Origin of the sequence: Rhizobium anhuiense bv. trifolii (assembly GCF_024346605.1) — a bacterium.
GTDB lineage: Bacteria > Pseudomonadota > Alphaproteobacteria > Rhizobiales > Rhizobiaceae > Rhizobium > Rhizobium anhuiense.
In genome coordinates this window covers 304,725-323,414 of record NZ_CP098802.1, presented here as the reverse complement: position 1 = coordinate 323,414, position 18,690 = coordinate 304,725, and the positions used below count along the sequence as shown (strand labels likewise).

The following is an 18,690-nucleotide window of genomic DNA, read 5'->3' as shown; positions in this document are numbered from 1 at the left end:
CGGCGCGCCCTTGTCCTGCCAGATGGACAGGCGCGCCGCACTCAACATCGGAAGCAAATAGCCTTGTAACTCGGACAGTCCTTGCGCGCAATTTGGGGGCGGTCGTCGCCCCCATTCCCCTACTTCACGAACGATATAGGAAGGTTACCAGTTCCAGAGCAAACCGCAGACGTAGAAGCTCACATTCTATGAATTGTCTATCGCAATCCAGGGCCAAGACGACCAACGTCGAAGGGCAGCTTGTCGTTCGGATGTCCTTTGTTGGGGACAGGAAGCCGTCTTCAAAATGACCGGCAGACAATGTTGATCGCTCATCGGTGAAGGCGGCACGCAGACCGATTCGTCCAGACGCTTCCACAAGTAGCTCTGGCCGCGACCTAGATTGGAATAATTGGCCTGCGTGTCTAAAGGCAGTGAAATATTGCCTTGGCGGCGAGATCGCGAGGCGTTCTGAAGCGTAGACGAAGGCGAAAGCCGCCTACTATCTTCTAAGCGCTGCAAGGCATACTCCACAAAGCCCTGACCACAGGGTGCTTTGCAGATCGGAAACCTCAGCTCCAGGCATGCAGAGGTGGCTTCTCGCCATTCAGGAAATACTTACCCAAGATAGCATACTTCCAGCGGACTGGGTCGTGGAGGGTATGGGTGCGGGCGTTGCGCCAATGGCGATCAAGCCCGTGCTCCGCAAGGGTAGAGCGCGTTCCCGCCAGCTCGAACAACTTGTTGGTGGCCGCAATCGCAATTTCAGTGGAGAGGATCTTCGCTTCGGCGGTAACAATCTGGGCTTCCGCAACGGTCTCCGCATTCGGATCCAGGATCGCCCGGTCAATGGCATAACCTGCCTTTTCAAGCAACGCCTGCGCCGCATGCAGTCGTAGCGTCAAGTCTCCGATCGCCTGGATCGTGTAGGGATCATCCCAGGCGTTGTCGACGCCGGAATCCACCCAGGCGCGGCTCTTGGTGCGCACAAAGCTAACGGTCTCGTCTATCGCGGCCTGCGCGATACCGGTATCGACCGCCACTTGGATAATCTGGAAGATCGCTCCGTCCGCAGTTGGCACCTCATACCCCTTGTAGCCGGGCACCACGTGCGTCTTCGGCACTTTGACATTGTCAAGCAGGACCGTCCCCGACAGCGTGGTACGCTGGCCGAAGGAGGACCAGTCGTCGATGACAGTCAAACCTGGCGCATCGCGCTCGGCAATCGCATACCAGGCTCTGCCCTCGCTATCGAGTGCAACGATCGGCACCAGATGCGCGAGCAACGCGCCTGATGAGTAGAATTTCTGGCCGTTGACAACGACATGATCGCCGGCATCGATGAACTTGGTTTCGAAATCCACCGCGCGTTTGGATCCGAATTCGGAGAAGGCATTGCCGAAGCGCGTGCCCCTCAGCACTTCGGCGAACAACAGCTTTTGCTGGGCTGGGTCCGAAACCGTCCGAATCGCGGCCACGACGCCCAGGTGGTTTTGCGCAACTTGCCCGATCGATGAATCGGCCGCCGAGATGATCTCGATCACCCTTGCAAGCGTCGCATAGGAGACTTCGGGACCGCCGAACGCCTTCGGCACGTTGATCGCCCAGAGACCGCTTTGCGAAAAGGCGTCCAGTTCCTTCACCGGCCAGATACGGTCCCGGTCGCGCACGGCCGAATCCTTGATGAACTCTGCCGCAAGTGTCTTGGCAATGGCAATCGCTTCGGCATCAGTCTTGACGATGTGGGCTGGTTCCGACGGGCGCGGAACAGGGGGTACAGCCTTTGCGGCATACTCGGTATTATTAGTGGAAAGGGTCATGGTGGTGTCTCCTCTTGAATTGTGGTTAGCCGACAACGGCCGGGATGGAGGGAGCCACGGCTCTCTTGCCGAGGTAGAAAGACTTGATATCGTCGCGCCCGCGCAGATCCTGTGCGTCACCGGTCAGCACCGTGGCGCCGTTTTCGAGAATGATGGCGCGAACGGCATATTTCAGTGCGATTGCGGAGTTCTGCTCCGCGAAAAGGATGGAAAGACCCTCTTCGCGATTGAGGTGGCGCAGCGTCCGGAAAATGTCCTGGACGACGAGCGGCGCCAATCCCATGGATGGCTCGTCGAGAACTAGAAGGCGCGGCCGCGACATCAGCGCCCGGCCGATCGCCGTCATCTGCTGCTCGCCGCCAGAGGTCAGGCCGGAAAGTACACGACGTTTTTCCTTCAACCTGGGAAAACGTGTGTAGACCTTCTCGATATCTTCGGCGATCTCAGCGCGCGTGCTGCCGCGGCCAAGCCCACCGGAGACAAGGTTTTCCTCGACTGTCAGGCTGCGAAAGCAATGGCGACCTTCAAGCACCTGCACGAGACCGGCACGCACCAGTGCAGCAGGGCTTGTGCGCAGGACATCGAGCCCGTCGAAGCAGATGCTGCCGGAAACGACCTGCCCACGTTCGGCTGGAAGCAGATTGGACAACGCCTTGAGTGTCGTCGTCTTCCCCGCACCGTTGGCGCCAAGGAGCGCCAGGATTTCACCGCGCGCCAGGTGGAAACCGACGCCGTCGAGCGCGGAGATGGCGTTGTTGTACGTCGCCTTCAAACCATCGACCGCAAGCAGGGTGGTTTCCAGAGCCATGATCGTGTTCCTCTTGCCTTGAAAGGCCGGATTGAGAGAGGGCGCGAGGTTGGAGAGGGAGGCACCACCCTCGCGCCCGGTTCTTCAAGCCTCGCCTGTTATCAGGCGCGGCTTGAAGGGATCAGTTGGTCGCCGCCTCGGCGTCCGCCGCCGTACGCAGTTTGATGCCCTTCTCGGCCGCGTAGGCTTCGGAAGACTTCTCGATGATGGGCCGCAACAGTGCCCAGTCCGGCGCGATCCAGTCAGAGACAACGTTCCACTTCTTCCCGTCCCACTGTTGGAAAGTCACGTAGCCGTTGCCCTCATGGTTATCCCAGGTGACATTGATCGAGTGGAACAGGCCCTTGGCTCCGAGCGCCTCGACACTCGCCGGATCGAGCTGAAGGTGTTCGAAGCCCCAGCGGACCTCGTCGCCGGTGAGCGTCCGCTTGCCGAACTTCTCCTGTGCGATGCGGATCGCCTCGACATTAAGGATGCCGTTGACGATACCGAGGTTGTGGTAGACCGAGCCAATACGCTTCTTGTCTTCCAGGTTCCCCTTGCCGGCGTCGTAGATCGTTTTGACGATCTCCTGAACGACCGGGTATTCGGCTCCCGAAGCCTGTGTGGTGATCGCCGTATAGCCCTTGGCTGCATCACCAGCGGGGATGACATCTTCTTCTGAATTGGACCAGACGTTTCCGATAATGTGATCCGCTGGGAAGCCAACCTTGGCTGCGGTCTTCAGCGCAACCGGGTTCATCACGCCCCAACCGCGCAGGACGACGTAGTCTGGCTTGGCGCGCCGGATCGTCAGCCACTGCGACTGCTGTTCGTTGCCTGGATGCGGTACCTCGATCTGCTGCAGCTCGAATCCGTATTTCTTCGCCAGCAGATCGTAGATGGGGATTGTCTCTTTGCCATAGGGCGAGCCGTGGTAGAGCACGGCGATCTTCTTGCCCTTCAGGCTTTCAAGCCCGCCTTCCTTGGAAGCGATATAGTTCACGATGCCGGAAGTTTCGCTGTAGGGATTAAGCAGCAGCGGGAAGACATAGGGGAAAACGCGGCCATCGGTCGAATCCGTGCGCCCATGGTTGATCGTGATCAACGGCACCTTGTCTGCGGTGATGCGATCGATCATCGCATAGGCAATGCCGACGGAAAGCGGGTTCCAGGCGGCAACGTTCGGGTTGCTTTTCAGGCGCTCGTACGCTTCGACGCCACGTTCGACCTCATACTGCGTTTCAGCTTCCGACCATGTCAGCTTAACGCCGTTGACGCCGCCGTCGCGCGTGTTGATCAGGTTCAGATAATCGATGAAGCCACCGAAGAAGCCGGTGCCGCCGGCAGCATAGGGGCCGACGCGATAGCTCTGGAGCGGAAAATATTGTTCGTCAGCATGGGCCATAGGCATGGCCACCGAAAAGGCGAGGCCGGCGGCAAGAGCCGCGATCTTGAATTTGGCGAGGATCGTCATTTTTGGACATACTCCGGGTATCGACCGGGGCAAGGCGCCGGTCCGGGTTGATCTGATGAAGGCTGTTGGCATTCTAGAGCCTTGATGGCTCCGTTTCGATCAGGACCGCACGATCGCGGCGCCGATTCGTTTTCGGACCCGATCCCAAAGGGCGACGAGCCCATCCGGTTCGAGAATCAGAAAGAGGATGATGAGCGCGCCGAGCACGATGCGCTGGCTCATATCCAGCACGCCCGAATTGAAGATATCGCCGAGCAGGAAGGAGCCAAGCCGTGACAGGACCAACGGAAACACGACGATCAGCGCCGCTCCGAAAAAGGCGCCGCGGATCGAGGCAAGTCCGCCGATGATGACGATGAACAGGACCTGGAACGATCGGTCGAGATTGAAACCGGCGGGCTCGACCGTGCGCAAATAGGCGAACGCCCACAGGACGCCGGCGATGCCGATGATGAAGGAGGAGATTGCGAAGGCCATAAGCTTGGTTTTCAGCACTGGCACGCCAATGATCCGTGCCGCTGTCTCATTGTCGCGCACGGCGATGAAATTGCGGCCGGTCTGCGAATTCACCAACCGATAGGCCAGCAAAGTGAGGACGGCGACCACCGTCAGTGCGAAATAATATCGTCCGACTGGGCCATCAAAAACTAAGCCGTAGACCGAAAGCTGCGGTGCATCGATCACGCCGGATGCGGACTCATTGGAGAACCAGCTGAATTTGGTCAGCGCCCACTGCACGAAAAACTGCGCTGCAAGCGTCGATACCGCAAGGTAAAAGCCCTTGAGGCGCAGGCTTGGAAGGCCGAATACCAGACCGATGCCGGCGGCTGCGAGACCAGCAAGAACCATGCTGACGATTAAAGGCAGACCGTCGGCGCGAAGATTGAAGTTAAACGCCGCGAAAGCGCCGACAGCCATGAAGGCAGCACTACCGAGCGAGACCTGCCCGGCATAGCCCGTCAGGATATTGAGCCCCAAACCGGCGAGGCTGAGCGCCAGGAATGGAAGCAGGATAGCCTCGAACAGATAGTCGGACGCGATAAGCGGCACAACGACATAGGAGCTGGCAAGCCAACCCAATGGCGTCGCCCAGCGCGCGGGGAAGCGGTATACCGGAAGATCGTAGTTGATCGTGGACATCGGTCAGACCCTTTCCACAAGCTTCTGGCCGAACAGGCCGGAAGGGCGCACGAGGAGGAAGGCGAGCGCGATGACATAGGCAAACCAGCCTTCGATACCGCCGCCAAAATATTCGCCGATATAGACCTCCGCCAGCTTCTCAGACGCACCGATCAACAATCCGCCAGCGATCGCGCCTAGGATAGAGTCGAACCCGCCGAGGACGAGAACCGGCAAAGCCTTCAGGACGATGAGTGACAGAGAGAATTGCACTCCGACGCGGGCTCCCCACAACAGACCGGCGACCAGCGCCACCAGGCCTGCAGCCGCCCAGACCGTCGCCCAGATCCATGGCAGCCTCAACCCGACGGCCAGTGCGGCGAACTGGTCGTCGGCGACGGCGCGAAAACCAAGCCCGATGCGGGTGTAACGGAAGAAGACAGAGAGCAGCAGCACCATCGAGGCGGCAACGATCGCTGCGAAGATGTCAAATTGACTGATGTAGACACCACCGACGTCGAACGGCACATCCTCGATACCGAGATCAAGGCCATGCACCTGCGTGCCCCAAATCAGTTGGGCAGCCCCCTCGATGATGTAGGAGAGGCCGAGCGTCGCCATGAAGAGCGTGATCGGTGGCTTGTTGGTCAGCGGCCGCAATACCGCGCGCTCGACGGCAATTCCGATGACGATCATGATCGCGAAGGTGATCGCGAATGCGAGCGGGAAGGAAATTCCGCGTTCCGTCAGGCTGACGAAGGTGAGCGCCGCGAACAGGAGCATCGCGCCTTGCGCAAAATTGAGGACGCCGGATGTCTTGTAGATCAGCACGAAACCGATCGCGACCAGTGAATACATCACGCCGGAGAGAAGGCCGCCGACGAGGACCTCGGTGAAGAACAACCAGTCGAAATCAGCCATCAGATGCCCTCCCCGTTTTCGTTCTCAGGGGCGACACCGAGATAGGCATCGATCACGCGCTGGTCGCGCTGGACCTCGTCGGGTGTTCCATCGGCGATCTTGCGACCGTAGTCGAGCACGGCGACGCGGTCGGAGAGGTCCATGACGACCCCGATATCGTGTTCGATCAACACGACTGTCGTACCGAAACGATCGCGTGCGGCGCGCACGAAATCGGCCATCTCGTTCTTTTCCGTTGCCGTCATGCCGGCCATCGGCTCGTCGAGCAGCAGGATATCGGGCTCGGCCACCAGCGCGCGCGCCAATTCCACCCGTTTTTGCAGACCGTAAGGCAGTGTACCGACCAGACGATCGCCAACATGCGAAAGGTGGAGGAACTCGAGCACCTCCAAAGCCCGACTGCGGGCATCCCTCTGTTCCGTGCGGGCTCGACCGAGGCCAACGATCTGTTCGACGAAGCTAGACCGCGTCTTGTGCGCTCGTCCAACCACGACATTGTCGAGAACGCTCAAACCCTTGAACAAGGCCAGGTTTTGAAACGTGCGAGCAATGCCGAGACGGGCAAGTTTCTGCGTCGGGACCTGGGCATGGCGCCGCCCGGAGAGCCACACATAGCCGCGATCGGGTCGGTATACGCCGCTGATCACATTGATGATCGAGCTCTTGCCAGCACCGTTAGGCCCGATAATCGCGAGGATTTCGCCGCGCCGTACGGACAGATCGATATCCTTCAGGGCGACGACGCCACCGAAGGACAGATCGATGCCGGCCAGCTTCAGAACGATGCCGTCCATTGCGCCCGCTTCAATCGGCGACGTCCAGGCCGCGCCTGTTCCTCTGTCCAAGCCTGCCAAGTGCTCCTGAACGTCCGGCGGAAACGGCGCCGCTCCCAAGCCTCCGAAGGCAAATGTCATAGTGTGCACGCCCCTGCTTTCGATGGCGCGCCACGAACCCAGCTGGACTCACAGGCGCACGCCATCCCTCCACGAACCACCGGTTCTTGGCCTGTCATTGTTTGAGGCCGCCGACTTTCCGGCCGGCCGACAACATGTTGCGATTACTCGGCGGCGACTGCCGTCGCCGTTTCGGCTTCTTCCAATTCGCGGATCAACGGGATGACGTGCTTGCCGAAATACTCGACCTCTTCCTGGAAATGCAGGAAGCCGAGAAGGATGAGGTCGGCGCCGGCGCGCTTCAGGCCCACAACTCGTTCGGCGACCTGGCGGGGTGTGCCGATGAGATTGGTGCGGAAACCATCATTGTACTGAACCAGATCCTCGAAAGAGGATTTCGCCCAGTTCCCCTCACCTTCCGGCGAGGATTTTCCGGCATTTTTCACTTCATGGCCGAAGGCGTTGACAGCCTCGGGATTGGCCTTTTCGATGATCTCGGCCAGAACGGCGCGGGCCTCCTCTTCAGTCTCGCGCACGATTGCGAAGGCATTGACGCCGACGCGCACCGAGTGGCCGTTGGCTTTTGCCTTACCTTGAATATCGGCGACCTGCTTGCTGATTTCCTCTGGCGTGTTGCCGTTGGTGAAGTACCAGTCGGAAACACGCGATGCCATGTCGCGCGCCGCGCGCGAGGAGCCGCCCTGGAAGATTTCCGGCTGCGGATCGATCGGCTTGGGCTTCAGCGAATAATTGTTGAAGCGATAGAAATCACCGTGGAACGTAAAATTGTCTTCGGTCCAGATACCGCGCAGTGCGCGGATGAATTCCTCCGATCGGCGGTAGCGCTCGTCATGGTCCAGCCAGTGCTCGCCAATCGCGTGGAACTCGCCGCGGAACCAGCCACTGACGACATTGACGGCGACACGGCCATTGGTGAGGTGATTGATCGTCGCAATCTGCTTGGCCGCCAGTGTTGGGTTCCATGGTCCGGGCAGGATTGCAGCGATCACCTTCAGTGTCGTCGTCGATTCCAGCAGCGCATGGCTGAAGGAAACAGATTCATGCTGGAATTCGGCGCCATAGCCGGCCGTGAATCGGATCTGGCTCAGCGCATAATCGAAACCGCTGGCTTCGGCGATCTGCGCCAGTTTTCTGTTGTAGTCGATTGTCCAGCTCGTACGCTGCTCGATGTTGGAAATGACGAGGCCCCCCGAAACATTGGGAACCCAGTAGGCGAATTTGACCGGCTCTGTGCTGGCATAGGACATGATACACTCCCTCTTGGAACGGCTAGGCTGACGCGGCGACGAGCGCTGGACGGTTTCCATGAGCGCGAGCGGCAGCGGTGTGATCGGAGACCGGCAGGACCTGCGCCAGTTCTGAAACGGCGCGCTCGATACGCTCGCGAACCACTGGACTGGTGATCTCATAATCCGCAAAATCGGTTTCAGTGGCGTAGATCGACGTCGGCAGCGTCAGGGCGTTGAAGAAGCCGAACAGCGGGCGTAGCTGATGTTCAGTCATCAAACCGTGCAACGGTGTGCCGCCTGTGGCAGCGAGAATGACCCGCTTTCCGGCAAGTGCGCGGTAGTCGACAAGATCGAAAAGATGCTTGAGGGCGCCTGTATACGACGCCCGGTAGACCGGCGACCCGACAACCAGCACATCAGCCGCCTCGACTGCGTCGATGATCGCCCGCCCCTCCGCATCCAGCTGATCGGATCGAAGCGCCTTGAAGAGAATGGGGGCAGCGTCAACCAGTTCTATAGTTCGCCCGTCGAGACCCAGCTTCGCTGTGGCTGCCGACACGGTTGCTTCCACTAGAGAGGCCGTTCGCGATGGTCGTTTTACGTTTCCTGCAAGACCCAGAATTTTCATGCCGGCGACACCTTTGTTTGTTGTCTTAGTCTATCGATTTTATAAACTTTAGATAATGACATGATGCCAATATTTCTTTCAATCGTGGAATCTGATTTTGAAATGGCGCCGACTGGACGAAATAAAAACTTCAGCATGGCGTTCTATGTGGCGCAACAAGCTTAAAGCCATGTCGAGAGCGAAGAACTGTCAATACCAAATGGGATGCGCTGGTGCTGGAGCCATAACGGAGCTCTCCCAACGATCGGGAGGCATATTTTCGTCCCGCCTCCCGCCCTTTGGACGGAATAATCCGAAAGTCAAAAAGGCCGAAATGCCATAGCAGTTACTTGGCGACCGGCCACCATTCCTAGACTAAAGAGGAGCATGCTCGATGGTATGCCCGAAACGCCTATCTATATGTAGCGCTATCCCGAATAAACGCATAAGCGACACAAGCAACAAACAATCAGGTCAACCATGACACCTTACCTCACGAGACAGAAGCATGCTGAGGAAAGACTCGGTACAGCGCTTCAACAAATGAATGACGCAATCCGCGACGTACACAAATCCGGTATTGACGTCGATATCAGCATCCTCACCATGCACACGCCGCGTGGCCCGATGGTTCAAGTCGACCTCAAGACGTACCGCGCATATGGCGCGTCGCCAGTGTTGCGATTGGTGGAGGAATAAATGCGGTGAGATCGCTCGTTGATCACCGTGCTGCAATGATCGCGTGGCCGGGTTTCCACCATCGGGGTCGGCAAGCTGACGCGCACGCGTCTCTTCAGAGCAAGGGTGGGACGAATGACTTCAGGCGCTAGCCAATTTATTCGCGCCAGCCGAATAGGCGGAAGCGTCCAGCCCGGCTGAGCCTGAAGCTTGGATGGCCCTATAGTCTGAGGAGCGTTGAAGGGCTTCCCATTAAGCGCGTCCCGTACCCCGGCGAGCTGCTGCAGGCACCCTCCTTATGGCAGCTGCGTAACGACTTCAGCGCGACGCGTGTTTCAAATTTTGTCTAAAACTCCCAGGGCGGCCGCGGTCCTTCGGATCCTTGACGCGTCAAAGTCCTCGTCGCTCTCAAGAGCTGTCACCTCGGCCACAGTGAGACCAGTGGTCTCTGCGACGTCGTCCAAAGAATAGCCGCGAGCCTGACGAGCCTCTGCAAGCAGGGCGCCAATGGACGGGAAAACAGGGGATTTCGCAATCTTCGAGGCCATGTTCATATCTTTGAGCTTCCTTCTGGCGGCCGGAAAACAAACGGTTTTTTAGTTCCACAGCTACCGTCCGCGTCCGGTAGCGGACGATCTCTCCAATTTCCGCGGGCGCTCTTTCTAGCAGTTTGTGCGATGGAGTACAGGTCCGAGGTGGTGAAGGATTGGACGACCCTTGCCTCCGTTCCCTGCGATCGTCATTGGCGCCCGCTAGCAGAATGACGTCTGGCTGCAATCGACATTGATCGCCGAAATCAAGTACAGGGCTTGGACAGAAGACGAGCAGCTTCGAATGCTCTTATGGGGGTCCATGAAAGATTGCGGGACAAATGCGGCCGTTTATGAGGTCGAGCAGCGCGAAGTTCGCGAGGCCGAACGGATCGAAAGGCTGGAGAAGCTCGTACGAGGTGGTTTTTGTTTGACAGAAGCAAGATTAAACTTCGGCATAGGCGGCAAGCTTCTTCGAGTGGCGGAACCGCGATATGTCGTCGATCTCCGCATCGATCAGCCTTGCGAAGAGCTCGCCGATGCCGGGGATCGTTTTCAACAGCTTGACGTTGGCATTGGCCTTGGTCATCGCCCGGATCGTTGCTTCCGACTGTTTGATCCGCATGTCGATGTCGCCGATGAAGGCGAGACCACGATCGATCTGGATGCGGTCGATCTCCGAGACGTTAACTTGAGCCAGCTGGACGCGGCCGGCCTTGCCAAACAAATCGCCAAGCTTCTTCAACTGCGCCGTCTGCTCCGGATAGCGGTCGAACACCGTGACGATGCGGTTCTTCGTCATTGTGCGCAGGCGCACGTAAAACATCCGCTCGCGCAGCGCGACGCGAAGGTCCCGCGATCTCGGCGCCCAGGCTTCGGGTACCAGATCCGCTCTGAGCAGATGTGCCAAGACTGTCGCATCGATCTTGTCGGTCTTGATCTTGGCGTCGGCGATCGCTTTAACCTTCAGCGGATGGGCGAGAACGACATCATCACAAATGTCGTCGAGCCAGTCGTACATCACCATCCAGTTGCGCGTCGCCGGCGCAAGCCAGTTTTTTTATGTCTTAGGAGCAAGGAGTGTCAGCGTTACGAACACGCGTTTATATCGACGGCTACAATCTGTACTATGGTCGTCTTCGCAAGACCGCATTTAAATGGCTGGACGTTCTCACCCTGTTCGAAACACAAATTCTGCCGTCGATCCTCTACCGGCCAGCTCCGGACGCCGCGCCGGCGACGATGACGCTGCATCCGGACTGCGCGATTAAGTATTTCACCGCAAAGATCATCGAAAGTGCCGCGAAGGGTGAGGATTCCGTATCGTCGCAGGCCCGGTGTCATAATGCCCTGACGACGCATTGCGGTGGCAAGCTGTCCTTCGTGATGGGCCGTTATTCGATCTACAAGGCCAACCAGCATATCCCGCAGACGATCCGAAGCGCTGGCCGCGCGACTGCTACAAGATCCAGGTCTGGAAGCTCGAGGAAAAGCAGTCGGATGTGAATCTGGCGCTTCACCTCTAAGACGACGCCCTAAGCGGCGACGTCGACCAGGTGGTGCTCGTCACCAACGATACTGACCTTGTGCCGGCGCTGGAGATGTTGCCGGCGCGTTCGTCTTGCTCGCTGAGATATTTGAATGGCGATGCTATAGTTCCATCATAGGACCTGAAGGGCCTGACGCAGATCGCCGATCAGATCGCCAACATCCTCAAGGCCGACAGAGAGACGGAGGAGGTCTTCCCCGACCCCTTCGATCAAGTGTGCGTCTTTCCTGATCGACTGGCGCGCCCGGGATATGCTGGCTGGATGATAGATGAGACTGTCGGTGTCACCCAGGCTTACAGCGCGCGTGAGCAACTGTAGCCGGTCGAGCATTGTCCTGGCACCGTCGAACCCAGCATGAAGGCCGAAGGCAAGCATGCCGGACCCATCAGACATTTGCTTGCGGGCGATCGTCTGATCGGGATGGGAGTCCAGGAACGGGTAACTCACCCAGGCGACGGCGGGATGCGCCTCGAGCATGCGCGCGATCGAAAGCGCCGAAGCACTATGTCTCGCCATCCGCAGAGACAGCGTCTTCAGGCCGCGCATGATGAGGAACGCGGAGTGCGGCGACAACGTCGCCCCGGTGATGTAGCGCAGGCCGGTCTCATGCAATGTATTCAGCGTTTCCGCGTCGCCCAGCAGGGCGCCACCGAGTGTGTCGCCATGACCGTTGATGTATTTTGTCAGAGAATGCAGCACGATGTCGGCGCCGTGCTCGATCGGGCGTTGCAAGGCTGGCGAGGCGAATGTGCTATCGACCGTGACTTTGACATTCCGTTTGTGGGCTCGCTCTGCGATTGCCGAGATGTCGAGAATAGCGCTCAGCGGATTGACGGGGGTCTCGAAATAGACCAGGCGGGTTTTCTCCGTGATTGCCGCGTCGAGATTGCGCGGATCTGAAAGGTCAACGGAGACGACCTTGATGCCGAAGCGAGGCAGACCTTGCTCGACCATGGCAACCGTATTGGCGTAAAGCGTCTTGTGCACCACAAGCTCATCGCCTTGCGACAACAGTGACAGGACCAGGGCGCTGAAGGCGGCCATTCCGGTCGACACCACGAGACCCGCCTCGGCTCCTTCAAGGTTTGCAAGCCTTCGCTCGAGAATTTCGGTCGTTGGGTTATATTCACGGGCATAGAGCCTGCCGCCCAGCGCTGCCGCCGCGTCATTTGCCGCCACATTCTCAAAGCCGTAGGTCGATGTCATAAAGACCGGAGGCTGGACCGCTCTCGAGAACCCAGCCGGATCGAACGCGTGATGGATTGCACGGGTATCAAACCCAAGCTGCACGCCCTGCGACGGTTCGGAGTGGTCCTGAAAATCGCCGTGTTCGCCGCTGCCAGTCATTGCTTCGCGCTATCCTCTTTGCTTTCGACCACAGTCGCAGCATACTGGTCCGCAAGAAATAGCCAGTTATGCGGAAAGAAAATGGTCCAGTTAGCAAGTCAGGATCGCGCAAGGAAGATGGGCGCGCGCCAGATTTACGAGGCGCTCAAGGACCAGATCGTGAGCCGCGTTTATGACACCGGCGGTCAACTGCCGTCATCTCGAAATCTGGCGAACGAGCTTGGCGTTTCGCGAACGACGGTGACGGTCGCCTACGAGCAGCTTTCGGCGGAGGGTTTCGTGGAACTGCGCCAGGGAGCCAGACCGCGGGTCACTGCCGTGCCCTTCGGACACCGCCTGAGAGGTGCCACGCGGCAGCAACAGAGTGCTCAGCGCCTGTCGGCCTATGGCGAACGACTTAAGGCGACACCGCCGTGGCTGGATTATCTGCCGAGCTCCGTCATGATTGATTTCCGTTATGGAGATCTCGCCCCGTCCGATTTCCCGGCGCGTGCGTGGAGGAAAGCCGTCAACGCGGTCATCGCTCAGCGACCGGGCCGATTGGCCTACGACGACCCGCGGGGATCTTTGCGGTTGCGGCAAGCATTGCAAGGGTATCTATGGCGCGCCCGCACATTGCGGTGCGAGCTGGAGCAAATCATCATCGTGAATGGCTCTCAGCAAGGGTTAGATCTTTGTGCACGGCTTCTGCTCGACCCTGGCAGCGACTTCGTTATGGAAAACCCCGGCTATCGCATGGCGCGCCAGATCTTCGCCAGCACCGGCGCCTCTCCGGTCTCCATAGCTGTCGATGGCGAGGGTTTGCAGACCGAACTTCTGACGGCTGTGCGAGCCCGGCTGGCCTATGTCACCCCTTCCCATCAATTTCCGCTCGGCGGGGTCATGCCAATTTCTCGCCGTCATCAGCTTCTTGAATGGGCGCGGGAAAACGACGCCTATGTGATCGAGGACGACTACGACAGCGAGTATCGCTACGATATCAGTCCGGTGCCTCCACTCCATAGTCTGGAAGCTGGACGCAACGTCGTTTATCTCGGGACGATTTCAAAAACGCTATCGCCGATGATGCGCATCGGATATCTCGTTGTCCCGCAGGAACTGCAAGACGTATGCGCAACCGCCAAGCAACTGTTCGACAGGCATTCACCGGTAACCGAGCAGGAAGCCCTGGCATCCTTGATCGAAAGCGGAGGCTATGAAAGCCATGTGCGGCGCGTACGGCGGCTAAACAGAGATCGCCGGGAGACTTTGTTGAACGCGCTGCAGCGCGCGTTCGGCGACCGGATTACGGTGGAGGGTGCCGATGCCGGATTGCATGTCGTGGTCTGGTTCAACGAATTGCCGAGATCGTCCGAGACACGCTTGCTGCAAATCGCGCGACGCGCCGGTATTGGCGTCTATTGCATCTCACCTCTTTATGACCCGCAACCAGGCACTGTGACGGCGGACAGGCTCGGACTTGTCATGGGCTATTCAGCCTTGAGCCCGAGGCAGATTGACCGGGGGATCCAACTGCTTCTGATAGCGATTGAGACAGTGACAGAAGAATTCTGAAGTCGCATTCGGCATATCCAAACCCAGACAATCACGACAGGCCCTCCCCCCGACGACCGCCAGTCGCATGAAAATTGAAACTGGACCAGAAACAAGTCATCAAACTGGCACTGTCGAGAAGACCAGTTCTCCGCCAAAGTTGAGGAAGAGCGGCGACGGGTGCAATGACTGTTGGGATTTGTCATCCCACAGCCGAGCACCAATATCCGGTAAACAAAGTTGAGATGGTCTTCGCTTGACGGTCCGGACCGAGGCTTGATAGGGCAGATGCATGACTTGGCAGGGTAAGCTGCTCCACATCCATATTGCGCCGGCAGCGTCCTACGAAATGGAAGAACTGGCGGAAGCGCAGCTCATTGCAGGGCGTGGAATTGTTGGCGACCGCTACTATCTTGGCACTGGAACCTATTCACCGAAACCCGATGTTCGCGACGTCACGCTGATCGAGGTCGAGGTTCTCGAGGCGATGGCCAAAGGTGAGCCACAGATCCCGGGGTTTAAAGCCGCACTTACGCCTGATGATCATAGACGCAATCTGACCACCCGCGGCGTCCCGCTCAGTCATCTTGTCGGCAAACGATTTCGGGTAGGCGAAACAATTCTTCGGGCAGCGCGGATGAACTTTCCCTGCAAGTATATCGAAGAGTTGCTCGGCATTCCCGGGCTTTACGACGGTCTTCTGCACCGCTCCGGCCTGAATTGCGCGATCGAGGTTGGTGGCATCATCCGCCCCGGCGATCCCATTCTTCCGTTGGACGAGTGAACGACATGGCATCACCACGTATCATCATGAAGCTGAAGGTTGTCGCCACCCGCAAAGAACCGGGGGGCGTGCTCGTCGTCGAACTCGAGCATCCGCGCAAACCCCTACTGCCAGCCTTCGAACCGGGCTCTCACGTTGATGTCCACCTGCCCGACGGGCGGGTTCGCCAATATTCATTGTGCGGTGACGCAACCGAGCTCTGCCGCTACACGATCGCCGTGAAGCGGGAGGCGGACGGTCGTGGCGGCTCGGCGTGGCTTCATGATGCCGTTTGCGTTGGTACCGTTTTGCCGGTTTCTGCGCCGCGCAACCATTTTCCGCTGAACGAAGGTCATGGGCCGGTCCTGCTGTTGGCAGGCGGGATCGGCATCACGCCTCTCCTGGCGATGTCAAGCGTTTTGAACCGGCAGGGCAAACCGTTCGAGTTGCACTACTTCACCCGCAGTCGCGCGCTCGCGCCCCTGTTGGCAGTGATCGAGCAGGCTATCGACGGTAGCAAACTGCGACTTCACTTCGACGACGAGCCCGAGACAAGACAGGATATCGAAGCCTTGCTCTCGGCCCGTCAAAGCGATGCGCAGGTTTATTACTGCGGTCCGCCGGGCTTCATGGCGTCAATCGCGCGAGCCACCGTAAATTGGCCGGAGGATTTGGTGCATTTCGAGGCGTTCCAGCCCGCCGCGAACGACGACAGTCCATCGGAGCCCTTCACGATCATCCTGCGCAATGGGACGGAGGTTCCGGTTCCGGCCGACACGGCAGCGCTGTCTGCAATTCGCGCGGCTGGGGTGTTATTGATGGCATCTTGCGAAAACGGCGTATGCGGGACCTGCGAGTGCGGCTTCCTGGAAGGCCAGCCGATCCACAGGGATGCGGTCCTGTCGAAAGACGCCCGCAGCCACCGGTTCATCCCCTGCGTATCGCGCGCAAAGGGTGTGCTGCGGCTAGATCTGTAAAGTCTGGCACTGGCGGAACGGAGGTGACAAGGGGAGAACGGATGAGAACGGAAATAACGTACTTGAACGAGATCGAGCGATGCGTCTCCTGGATCGCTTCGTGGACATCCACCATGCCAACCACATTCGCCAAGGCGGCGAGGTGAAGGTCGGCGGCCATCAGGCGTCTTCCGCCTCCCTGAGCACCATCATGACCACGCTCTACTATTCGGTGCTCAGGCCGCAGGACCGGGTGGCGGACAAGCCGTATGCCTCTCCGATCTCTCCCGCTATCCGAGATCTGGCAGGCAATCAGGCTTCGGCAGTCCCGACCAGGAGGACCTCCTGGTGAACGGTCTGCTGCCCGAGCTCCGGCGCCGTCAACTGATCGATACCGATTATATCGGAGAGGATTTTCGCTCCAATCTGGAGCTGCCGCCGCTTGCGTCACCGACAGCCACCCAGACATTCCGAACGGCCTGACAGCAAGCCGTTCCCAGCTTGGCACGCAAGATAGGTCTCACACGTCGCCAAAGGCTTTGACGACGTGCCGCGCCTTCTCGGCAGTCCACACCGATCGGGTGCCGGCGACCATGGTGAAGCTCGACACCGCGTTCGTGCCGAAGCGGAGAAAATAGCGGTCACATAGACACCCAACATACCAGCGCGGAACGCGATCGGGCGATGTTTCTCGGTCTTCACCAGCCGACGAGGTTGTGAATGCCAGTCTCATCCTCAAGCAGCCTGAACTCAAGGGTCCTTCATCTTTGAGGATTTGTGGAACTTCGAGCGCCCGAACATAGGATGCGGGCAAAGAGCCCGCATCCTATGTGGCGTTCGCCTCAGTTCTTGGTGACGAAGTCCTTGACGTTGGCAGGCGTCACGAGCTGGAAGGGAATGTAGACCTTCTTCTCGATCTTTTCGCCCTTGGCGAGCTTGAGCGCTGCATCGAGCGAGCCCTTGCCCTGGCCGGCGGCATCCTGGAACACCGTGACGTCGAGATCGCCCGCCTGCATGGCGGCAAGCGCGTCCTGCGTGGCGTCGACGCCGCCGACGACAACCTTGGTCATATCCTTGCCGGCTGCCTTCAGCGCCTGGATGGCGCCGATCGCCATTTCGTCGTTGTTGGAGATCACGGCGTCGAATTCGATGCCGCTGGAGAGCCAGTTGGTCATCAGGTCGGCGCCCTGGGTACGGTCCCAGTTCGCCGTCTGCTCTTCGACGATCTCCAGACCCTTGCATTCATCCGTCTTGATGACGTCATGAACGTCCTGGGTCCGCATGCGCGCAGCCTGGTTGGAGAGCTCGCCCATGATGACGACGGCCTTGCCCTTGCCGCCGAGAATACGGCAGATTTCCTTGGTTTCCAGCGTGCCGGATTCCTGCTCGTTGGAAGCGACGAAGGCCTGCTTCTCCGGCAGCGTGTCGACGTTGACCGGCTGACGGTTGACGTAAACCAGCGGAATGCCGGCATCGGCCGCAAGCTTCGACATTGCCGTGGTCGCATCGGTGTCGACAGGGTTGACGATGATTGCATCGACCTTGGAGGCGATGAAATTCTGGATCTGGCTCTGCTGCTTGGAAACGTCGTTCTGTGCGTCTTCGACCTGCAGCGTCACACCGCTGAGTGTTTTTGCGTAATCGGTCATGCCGTTGCGCAGAACCGTCAGGAAATTGTCGTCGAACTTCGCCATCGAGACGCCGACCGTTTCCGCGTGAGCCGCCGTCGACATGACGAGCGCCATCGCAGTGCCCAGGATAAACTTTTTCATTTTCACTTCCTCCACAAAGCGGTGCCCGGCTGCACCCTCCTCACGCCGGGTTTCCAGCCCACTGGCCGAAAACATTTATCGGGGCTGCCAGAAAAAGGCCGAACATCATCATAGGTATCAAGACAATCTCGATGCTGACGACTAGCCCCTCCTTCGCCGCTACGTTGACTCGCGCGAACCCCCAATTTTTTGGTGCCTAATTTGATGATTTAATTCCGCGGTCTCTAACAGCGCCAATGTCGAGCGTCTTTCACCGAAGACACCACAATGATGCAAAGCCGACACATGCCATATTGTCCAATCTCTTCGTCAGCTCTCGCGTGATCGCGAGGCAACGTGACGCAGTTTTGGTAAGCTTCTATCTATTTCACTTTGAGGTCCATTCATCGTTGTTTGTGAAGTCTCTCATTCTTGAAAGAATCGTCGTCATGAATGAGAGAACCCCATCAGTCCCCGGATTTTTTCAGGAATATCGAACCCGATGGCAGGAGAGATTAACAAGAGCGCCGCCGCAATGGAGCGGGTCGCTGAACTGGGCCGGTCGAGGCGGCAACTCTACACTCGCCCTCGCAGAGCTCCTGGCTCCGGCGCAGACCTCTCCGGAGAGGTCGTTGGCGACGACATGTCATCTGCACTTGTCGATGCAATTTTATTTCATGACCATGTCCAATCGCTGGCCATAGATTGTGCAAATACACGAGGGGTAAA

The 18,690-nt window shown here is 58.6% G+C and carries 16 protein-coding genes and 3 pseudogenes; 6 read left to right on the top strand and 13 right to left on the bottom strand.

Annotated elements, in window-relative coordinates; all coding sequences use genetic code 11:
• Positions 1-551 precede the first annotated feature (551 nt).
• The 10 genes and pseudogenes from NE851_RS08455 to NE851_RS08410 all read right to left on the bottom strand — a co-directional run.
• A complete protein-coding gene (locus NE851_RS08455; protein WP_130697520.1) occupies positions 552-1,799 on the bottom strand; it encodes an SfnB family sulfur acquisition oxidoreductase in 1,248 nt (415 codons plus the stop codon).
• A gap of 25 nt (positions 1,800-1,824) precedes the next feature.
• Positions 1,825-2,607, bottom strand: coding sequence for an ABC transporter ATP-binding protein (locus NE851_RS08450; protein WP_254956608.1), 783 nt, complete (start codon positions 2,605-2,607; stop codon positions 1,825-1,827).
• 121 nt (positions 2,608-2,728) lie between these two features.
• Positions 2,729-4,063, bottom strand: a complete 1,335-nt coding sequence (locus NE851_RS08445) for an ABC transporter substrate-binding protein (RefSeq protein ID WP_254956606.1) — start codon at positions 4,061-4,063, stop codon at positions 2,729-2,731.
• 99 nt (positions 4,064-4,162) lie between these two features.
• Entirely contained in the window at positions 4,163-5,203 is a 1,041-nt protein-coding gene (locus NE851_RS08440; protein ID WP_254956604.1) for a branched-chain amino acid ABC transporter permease, read from the bottom strand.
• A gap of 3 nt (positions 5,204-5,206) precedes the next feature.
• The gene (locus NE851_RS08435) at positions 5,207-6,103 is read right to left on the bottom strand and encodes a branched-chain amino acid ABC transporter permease (protein ID WP_254956602.1); all 897 of its coding nucleotides are present in this window, start codon (positions 6,101-6,103) and stop codon (positions 5,207-5,209) included.
• Positions 6,103-7,017, bottom strand: coding sequence for an ABC transporter ATP-binding protein (locus NE851_RS08430; RefSeq protein WP_130729914.1), 915 nt, complete (start codon positions 7,015-7,017; stop codon positions 6,103-6,105). Before NE851_RS08430 ends, NE851_RS08435 begins: the two co-directional genes overlap by 1 nt.
• Before the next feature lie 143 nt (positions 7,018-7,160).
• The gene (sfnG, locus tag NE851_RS08425) at positions 7,161-8,264 is read right to left on the bottom strand and encodes a dimethylsulfone monooxygenase SfnG (RefSeq protein ID WP_254956598.1); all 1,104 of its coding nucleotides are present in this window, start codon (positions 8,262-8,264) and stop codon (positions 7,161-7,163) included.
• A 22-nt stretch (positions 8,265-8,286) separates the two neighbouring features.
• Positions 8,287-8,874: an FMN reductase gene (gene msuE / locus NE851_RS08420; protein WP_254956596.1), complete on the bottom strand. Its 588-nt coding sequence runs from the start codon at positions 8,872-8,874 to the stop codon at positions 8,287-8,289.
• Between the two features lie 992 nt (positions 8,875-9,866).
• Entirely contained in the window at positions 9,867-10,085 is a 219-nt protein-coding gene (locus NE851_RS08415; protein WP_063474951.1) for a helix-turn-helix domain-containing protein, read from the bottom strand.
• A gap of 430 nt (positions 10,086-10,515) precedes the next feature.
• Positions 10,516-11,103, bottom strand: a pseudogene (locus tag NE851_RS08410) (IS110 family transposase); the annotation flags it as partial.
• A 38-nt stretch (positions 11,104-11,141) separates the two neighbouring features.
• Between NE851_RS08410 and NE851_RS08405 the strand changes: the two are divergent.
• Positions 11,142-11,567 carry a PIN domain-containing protein gene (locus NE851_RS08405; RefSeq protein ID WP_254956585.1) on the top strand — a complete coding sequence of 142 codons (426 nt, stop codon included), beginning with the start codon at positions 11,142-11,144 and terminating at the stop codon, positions 11,565-11,567.
• 155 nt (positions 11,568-11,722) lie between these two features.
• On the opposite strand, the gene NE851_RS08400 is transcribed toward NE851_RS08405, so the two are convergent.
• Complete coding sequence (locus tag NE851_RS08400; RefSeq protein ID WP_254956583.1) at positions 11,723-12,958, bottom strand: trans-sulfuration enzyme family protein; 1,236 nt, start codon at positions 12,956-12,958, stop codon at positions 11,723-11,725.
• Positions 12,959-13,039: 81 nt separating this feature from the next.
• Here NE851_RS08400 and pdxR point away from each other — a divergent pair, with 81 nt between their 5' ends.
• The 5 genes and pseudogenes from pdxR to NE851_RS08375 form a co-directional block, all read left to right on the top strand.
• Positions 13,040-14,512: a MocR-like pyridoxine biosynthesis transcription factor PdxR gene (gene pdxR, locus NE851_RS08395; RefSeq protein ID WP_254956581.1), complete on the top strand. Its 1,473-nt coding sequence runs from the start codon at positions 13,040-13,042 to the stop codon at positions 14,510-14,512.
• 271 nt (positions 14,513-14,783) lie between these two features.
• Positions 14,784-15,275 carry an MOSC domain-containing protein gene (locus NE851_RS08390; protein WP_254956579.1) on the top strand — a complete coding sequence of 164 codons (492 nt, stop codon included), beginning with the start codon at positions 14,784-14,786 and terminating at the stop codon, positions 15,273-15,275.
• Between the two features lie 5 nt (positions 15,276-15,280).
• Positions 15,281-16,231 (top strand): PDR/VanB family oxidoreductase, encoded by a 951-nt coding sequence (locus NE851_RS08385; protein ID WP_254956578.1) that lies wholly within the window; start codon positions 15,281-15,283, stop codon positions 16,229-16,231.
• 41 nt (positions 16,232-16,272) lie between these two features.
• Positions 16,273-16,526, top strand: a pseudogene (locus NE851_RS08380) (transketolase); the annotation flags it as partial.
• A pseudogene (locus tag NE851_RS08375) lies at positions 16,526-16,693 on the top strand (LLM class flavin-dependent oxidoreductase); the annotation flags it as partial. The pseudogenes NE851_RS08380 and NE851_RS08375, both read left to right, overlap by 1 nt.
• A gap of 37 nt (positions 16,694-16,730) precedes the next feature.
• On the opposite strand, the gene NE851_RS08370 reads toward NE851_RS08375, so the two are convergent.
• Complete coding sequence (locus NE851_RS08370) at positions 16,731-16,943, bottom strand: hypothetical protein (protein WP_254956576.1); 213 nt, start codon at positions 16,941-16,943, stop codon at positions 16,731-16,733.
• A gap of 109 nt (positions 16,944-17,052) precedes the next feature.
• Positions 17,053-17,982 (bottom strand): sugar ABC transporter substrate-binding protein, encoded by a 930-nt coding sequence (locus NE851_RS08365; protein ID WP_026230977.1) that lies wholly within the window; start codon positions 17,980-17,982, stop codon positions 17,053-17,055.
• Positions 17,983-18,690: the final 708 nt, after the last annotated feature.

Excerpts from the sequence above, each read along its gene's own strand:
- NE851_RS08455 (WP_130697520.1), bottom strand. The coding sequence starts at position 1,799 with ATGACCCTTTCCACTAATAATACCGAGTATGCCGCAAAGGCTGTACCC.
- NE851_RS08450 (WP_254956608.1), bottom strand. The coding sequence starts at position 2,607 with ATGGCTCTGGAAACCACCCTGCTTGCGGTCGATGGTTTGAAGGCGACG.
- NE851_RS08445 (WP_254956606.1), bottom strand. The coding sequence starts at position 4,063 with ATGACGATCCTCGCCAAATTCAAGATCGCGGCTCTTGCCGCCGGCCTC.
- NE851_RS08440 (WP_254956604.1), bottom strand. The coding sequence starts at position 5,203 with ATGTCCACGATCAACTACGATCTTCCGGTATACCGCTTCCCCGCGCGC.
- NE851_RS08435 (WP_254956602.1), bottom strand. The coding sequence starts at position 6,103 with ATGGCTGATTTCGACTGGTTGTTCTTCACCGAGGTCCTCGTCGGCGGC.
- NE851_RS08430 (WP_130729914.1), bottom strand. The coding sequence starts at position 7,017 with ATGACATTTGCCTTCGGAGGCTTGGGAGCGGCGCCGTTTCCGCCGGAC.
- sfnG (WP_254956598.1), bottom strand. The coding sequence starts at position 8,264 with ATGTCCTATGCCAGCACAGAGCCGGTCAAATTCGCCTACTGGGTTCCC.
- msuE (WP_254956596.1), bottom strand. The coding sequence starts at position 8,874 with ATGAAAATTCTGGGTCTTGCAGGAAACGTAAAACGACCATCGCGAACG.
- NE851_RS08415 (WP_063474951.1), bottom strand. The coding sequence starts at position 10,085 with ATGAACATGGCCTCGAAGATTGCGAAATCCCCTGTTTTCCCGTCCATT.
- NE851_RS08400 (WP_254956583.1), bottom strand. The coding sequence starts at position 12,958 with ATGACTGGCAGCGGCGAACACGGCGATTTTCAGGACCACTCCGAACCG.
- pdxR (WP_254956581.1), top strand. The coding sequence starts at position 13,040 with ATGGTCCAGTTAGCAAGTCAGGATCGCGCAAGGAAGATGGGCGCGCGC.
- NE851_RS08390 (WP_254956579.1), top strand. The coding sequence starts at position 14,784 with ATGACTTGGCAGGGTAAGCTGCTCCACATCCATATTGCGCCGGCAGCG.
- NE851_RS08385 (WP_254956578.1), top strand. The coding sequence starts at position 15,281 with ATGGCATCACCACGTATCATCATGAAGCTGAAGGTTGTCGCCACCCGC.
- NE851_RS08370 (WP_254956576.1), bottom strand. The coding sequence starts at position 16,943 with ATGAGACTGGCATTCACAACCTCGTCGGCTGGTGAAGACCGAGAAACA.
- NE851_RS08365 (WP_026230977.1), bottom strand. The coding sequence starts at position 17,982 with ATGAAAAAGTTTATCCTGGGCACTGCGATGGCGCTCGTCATGTCGACG.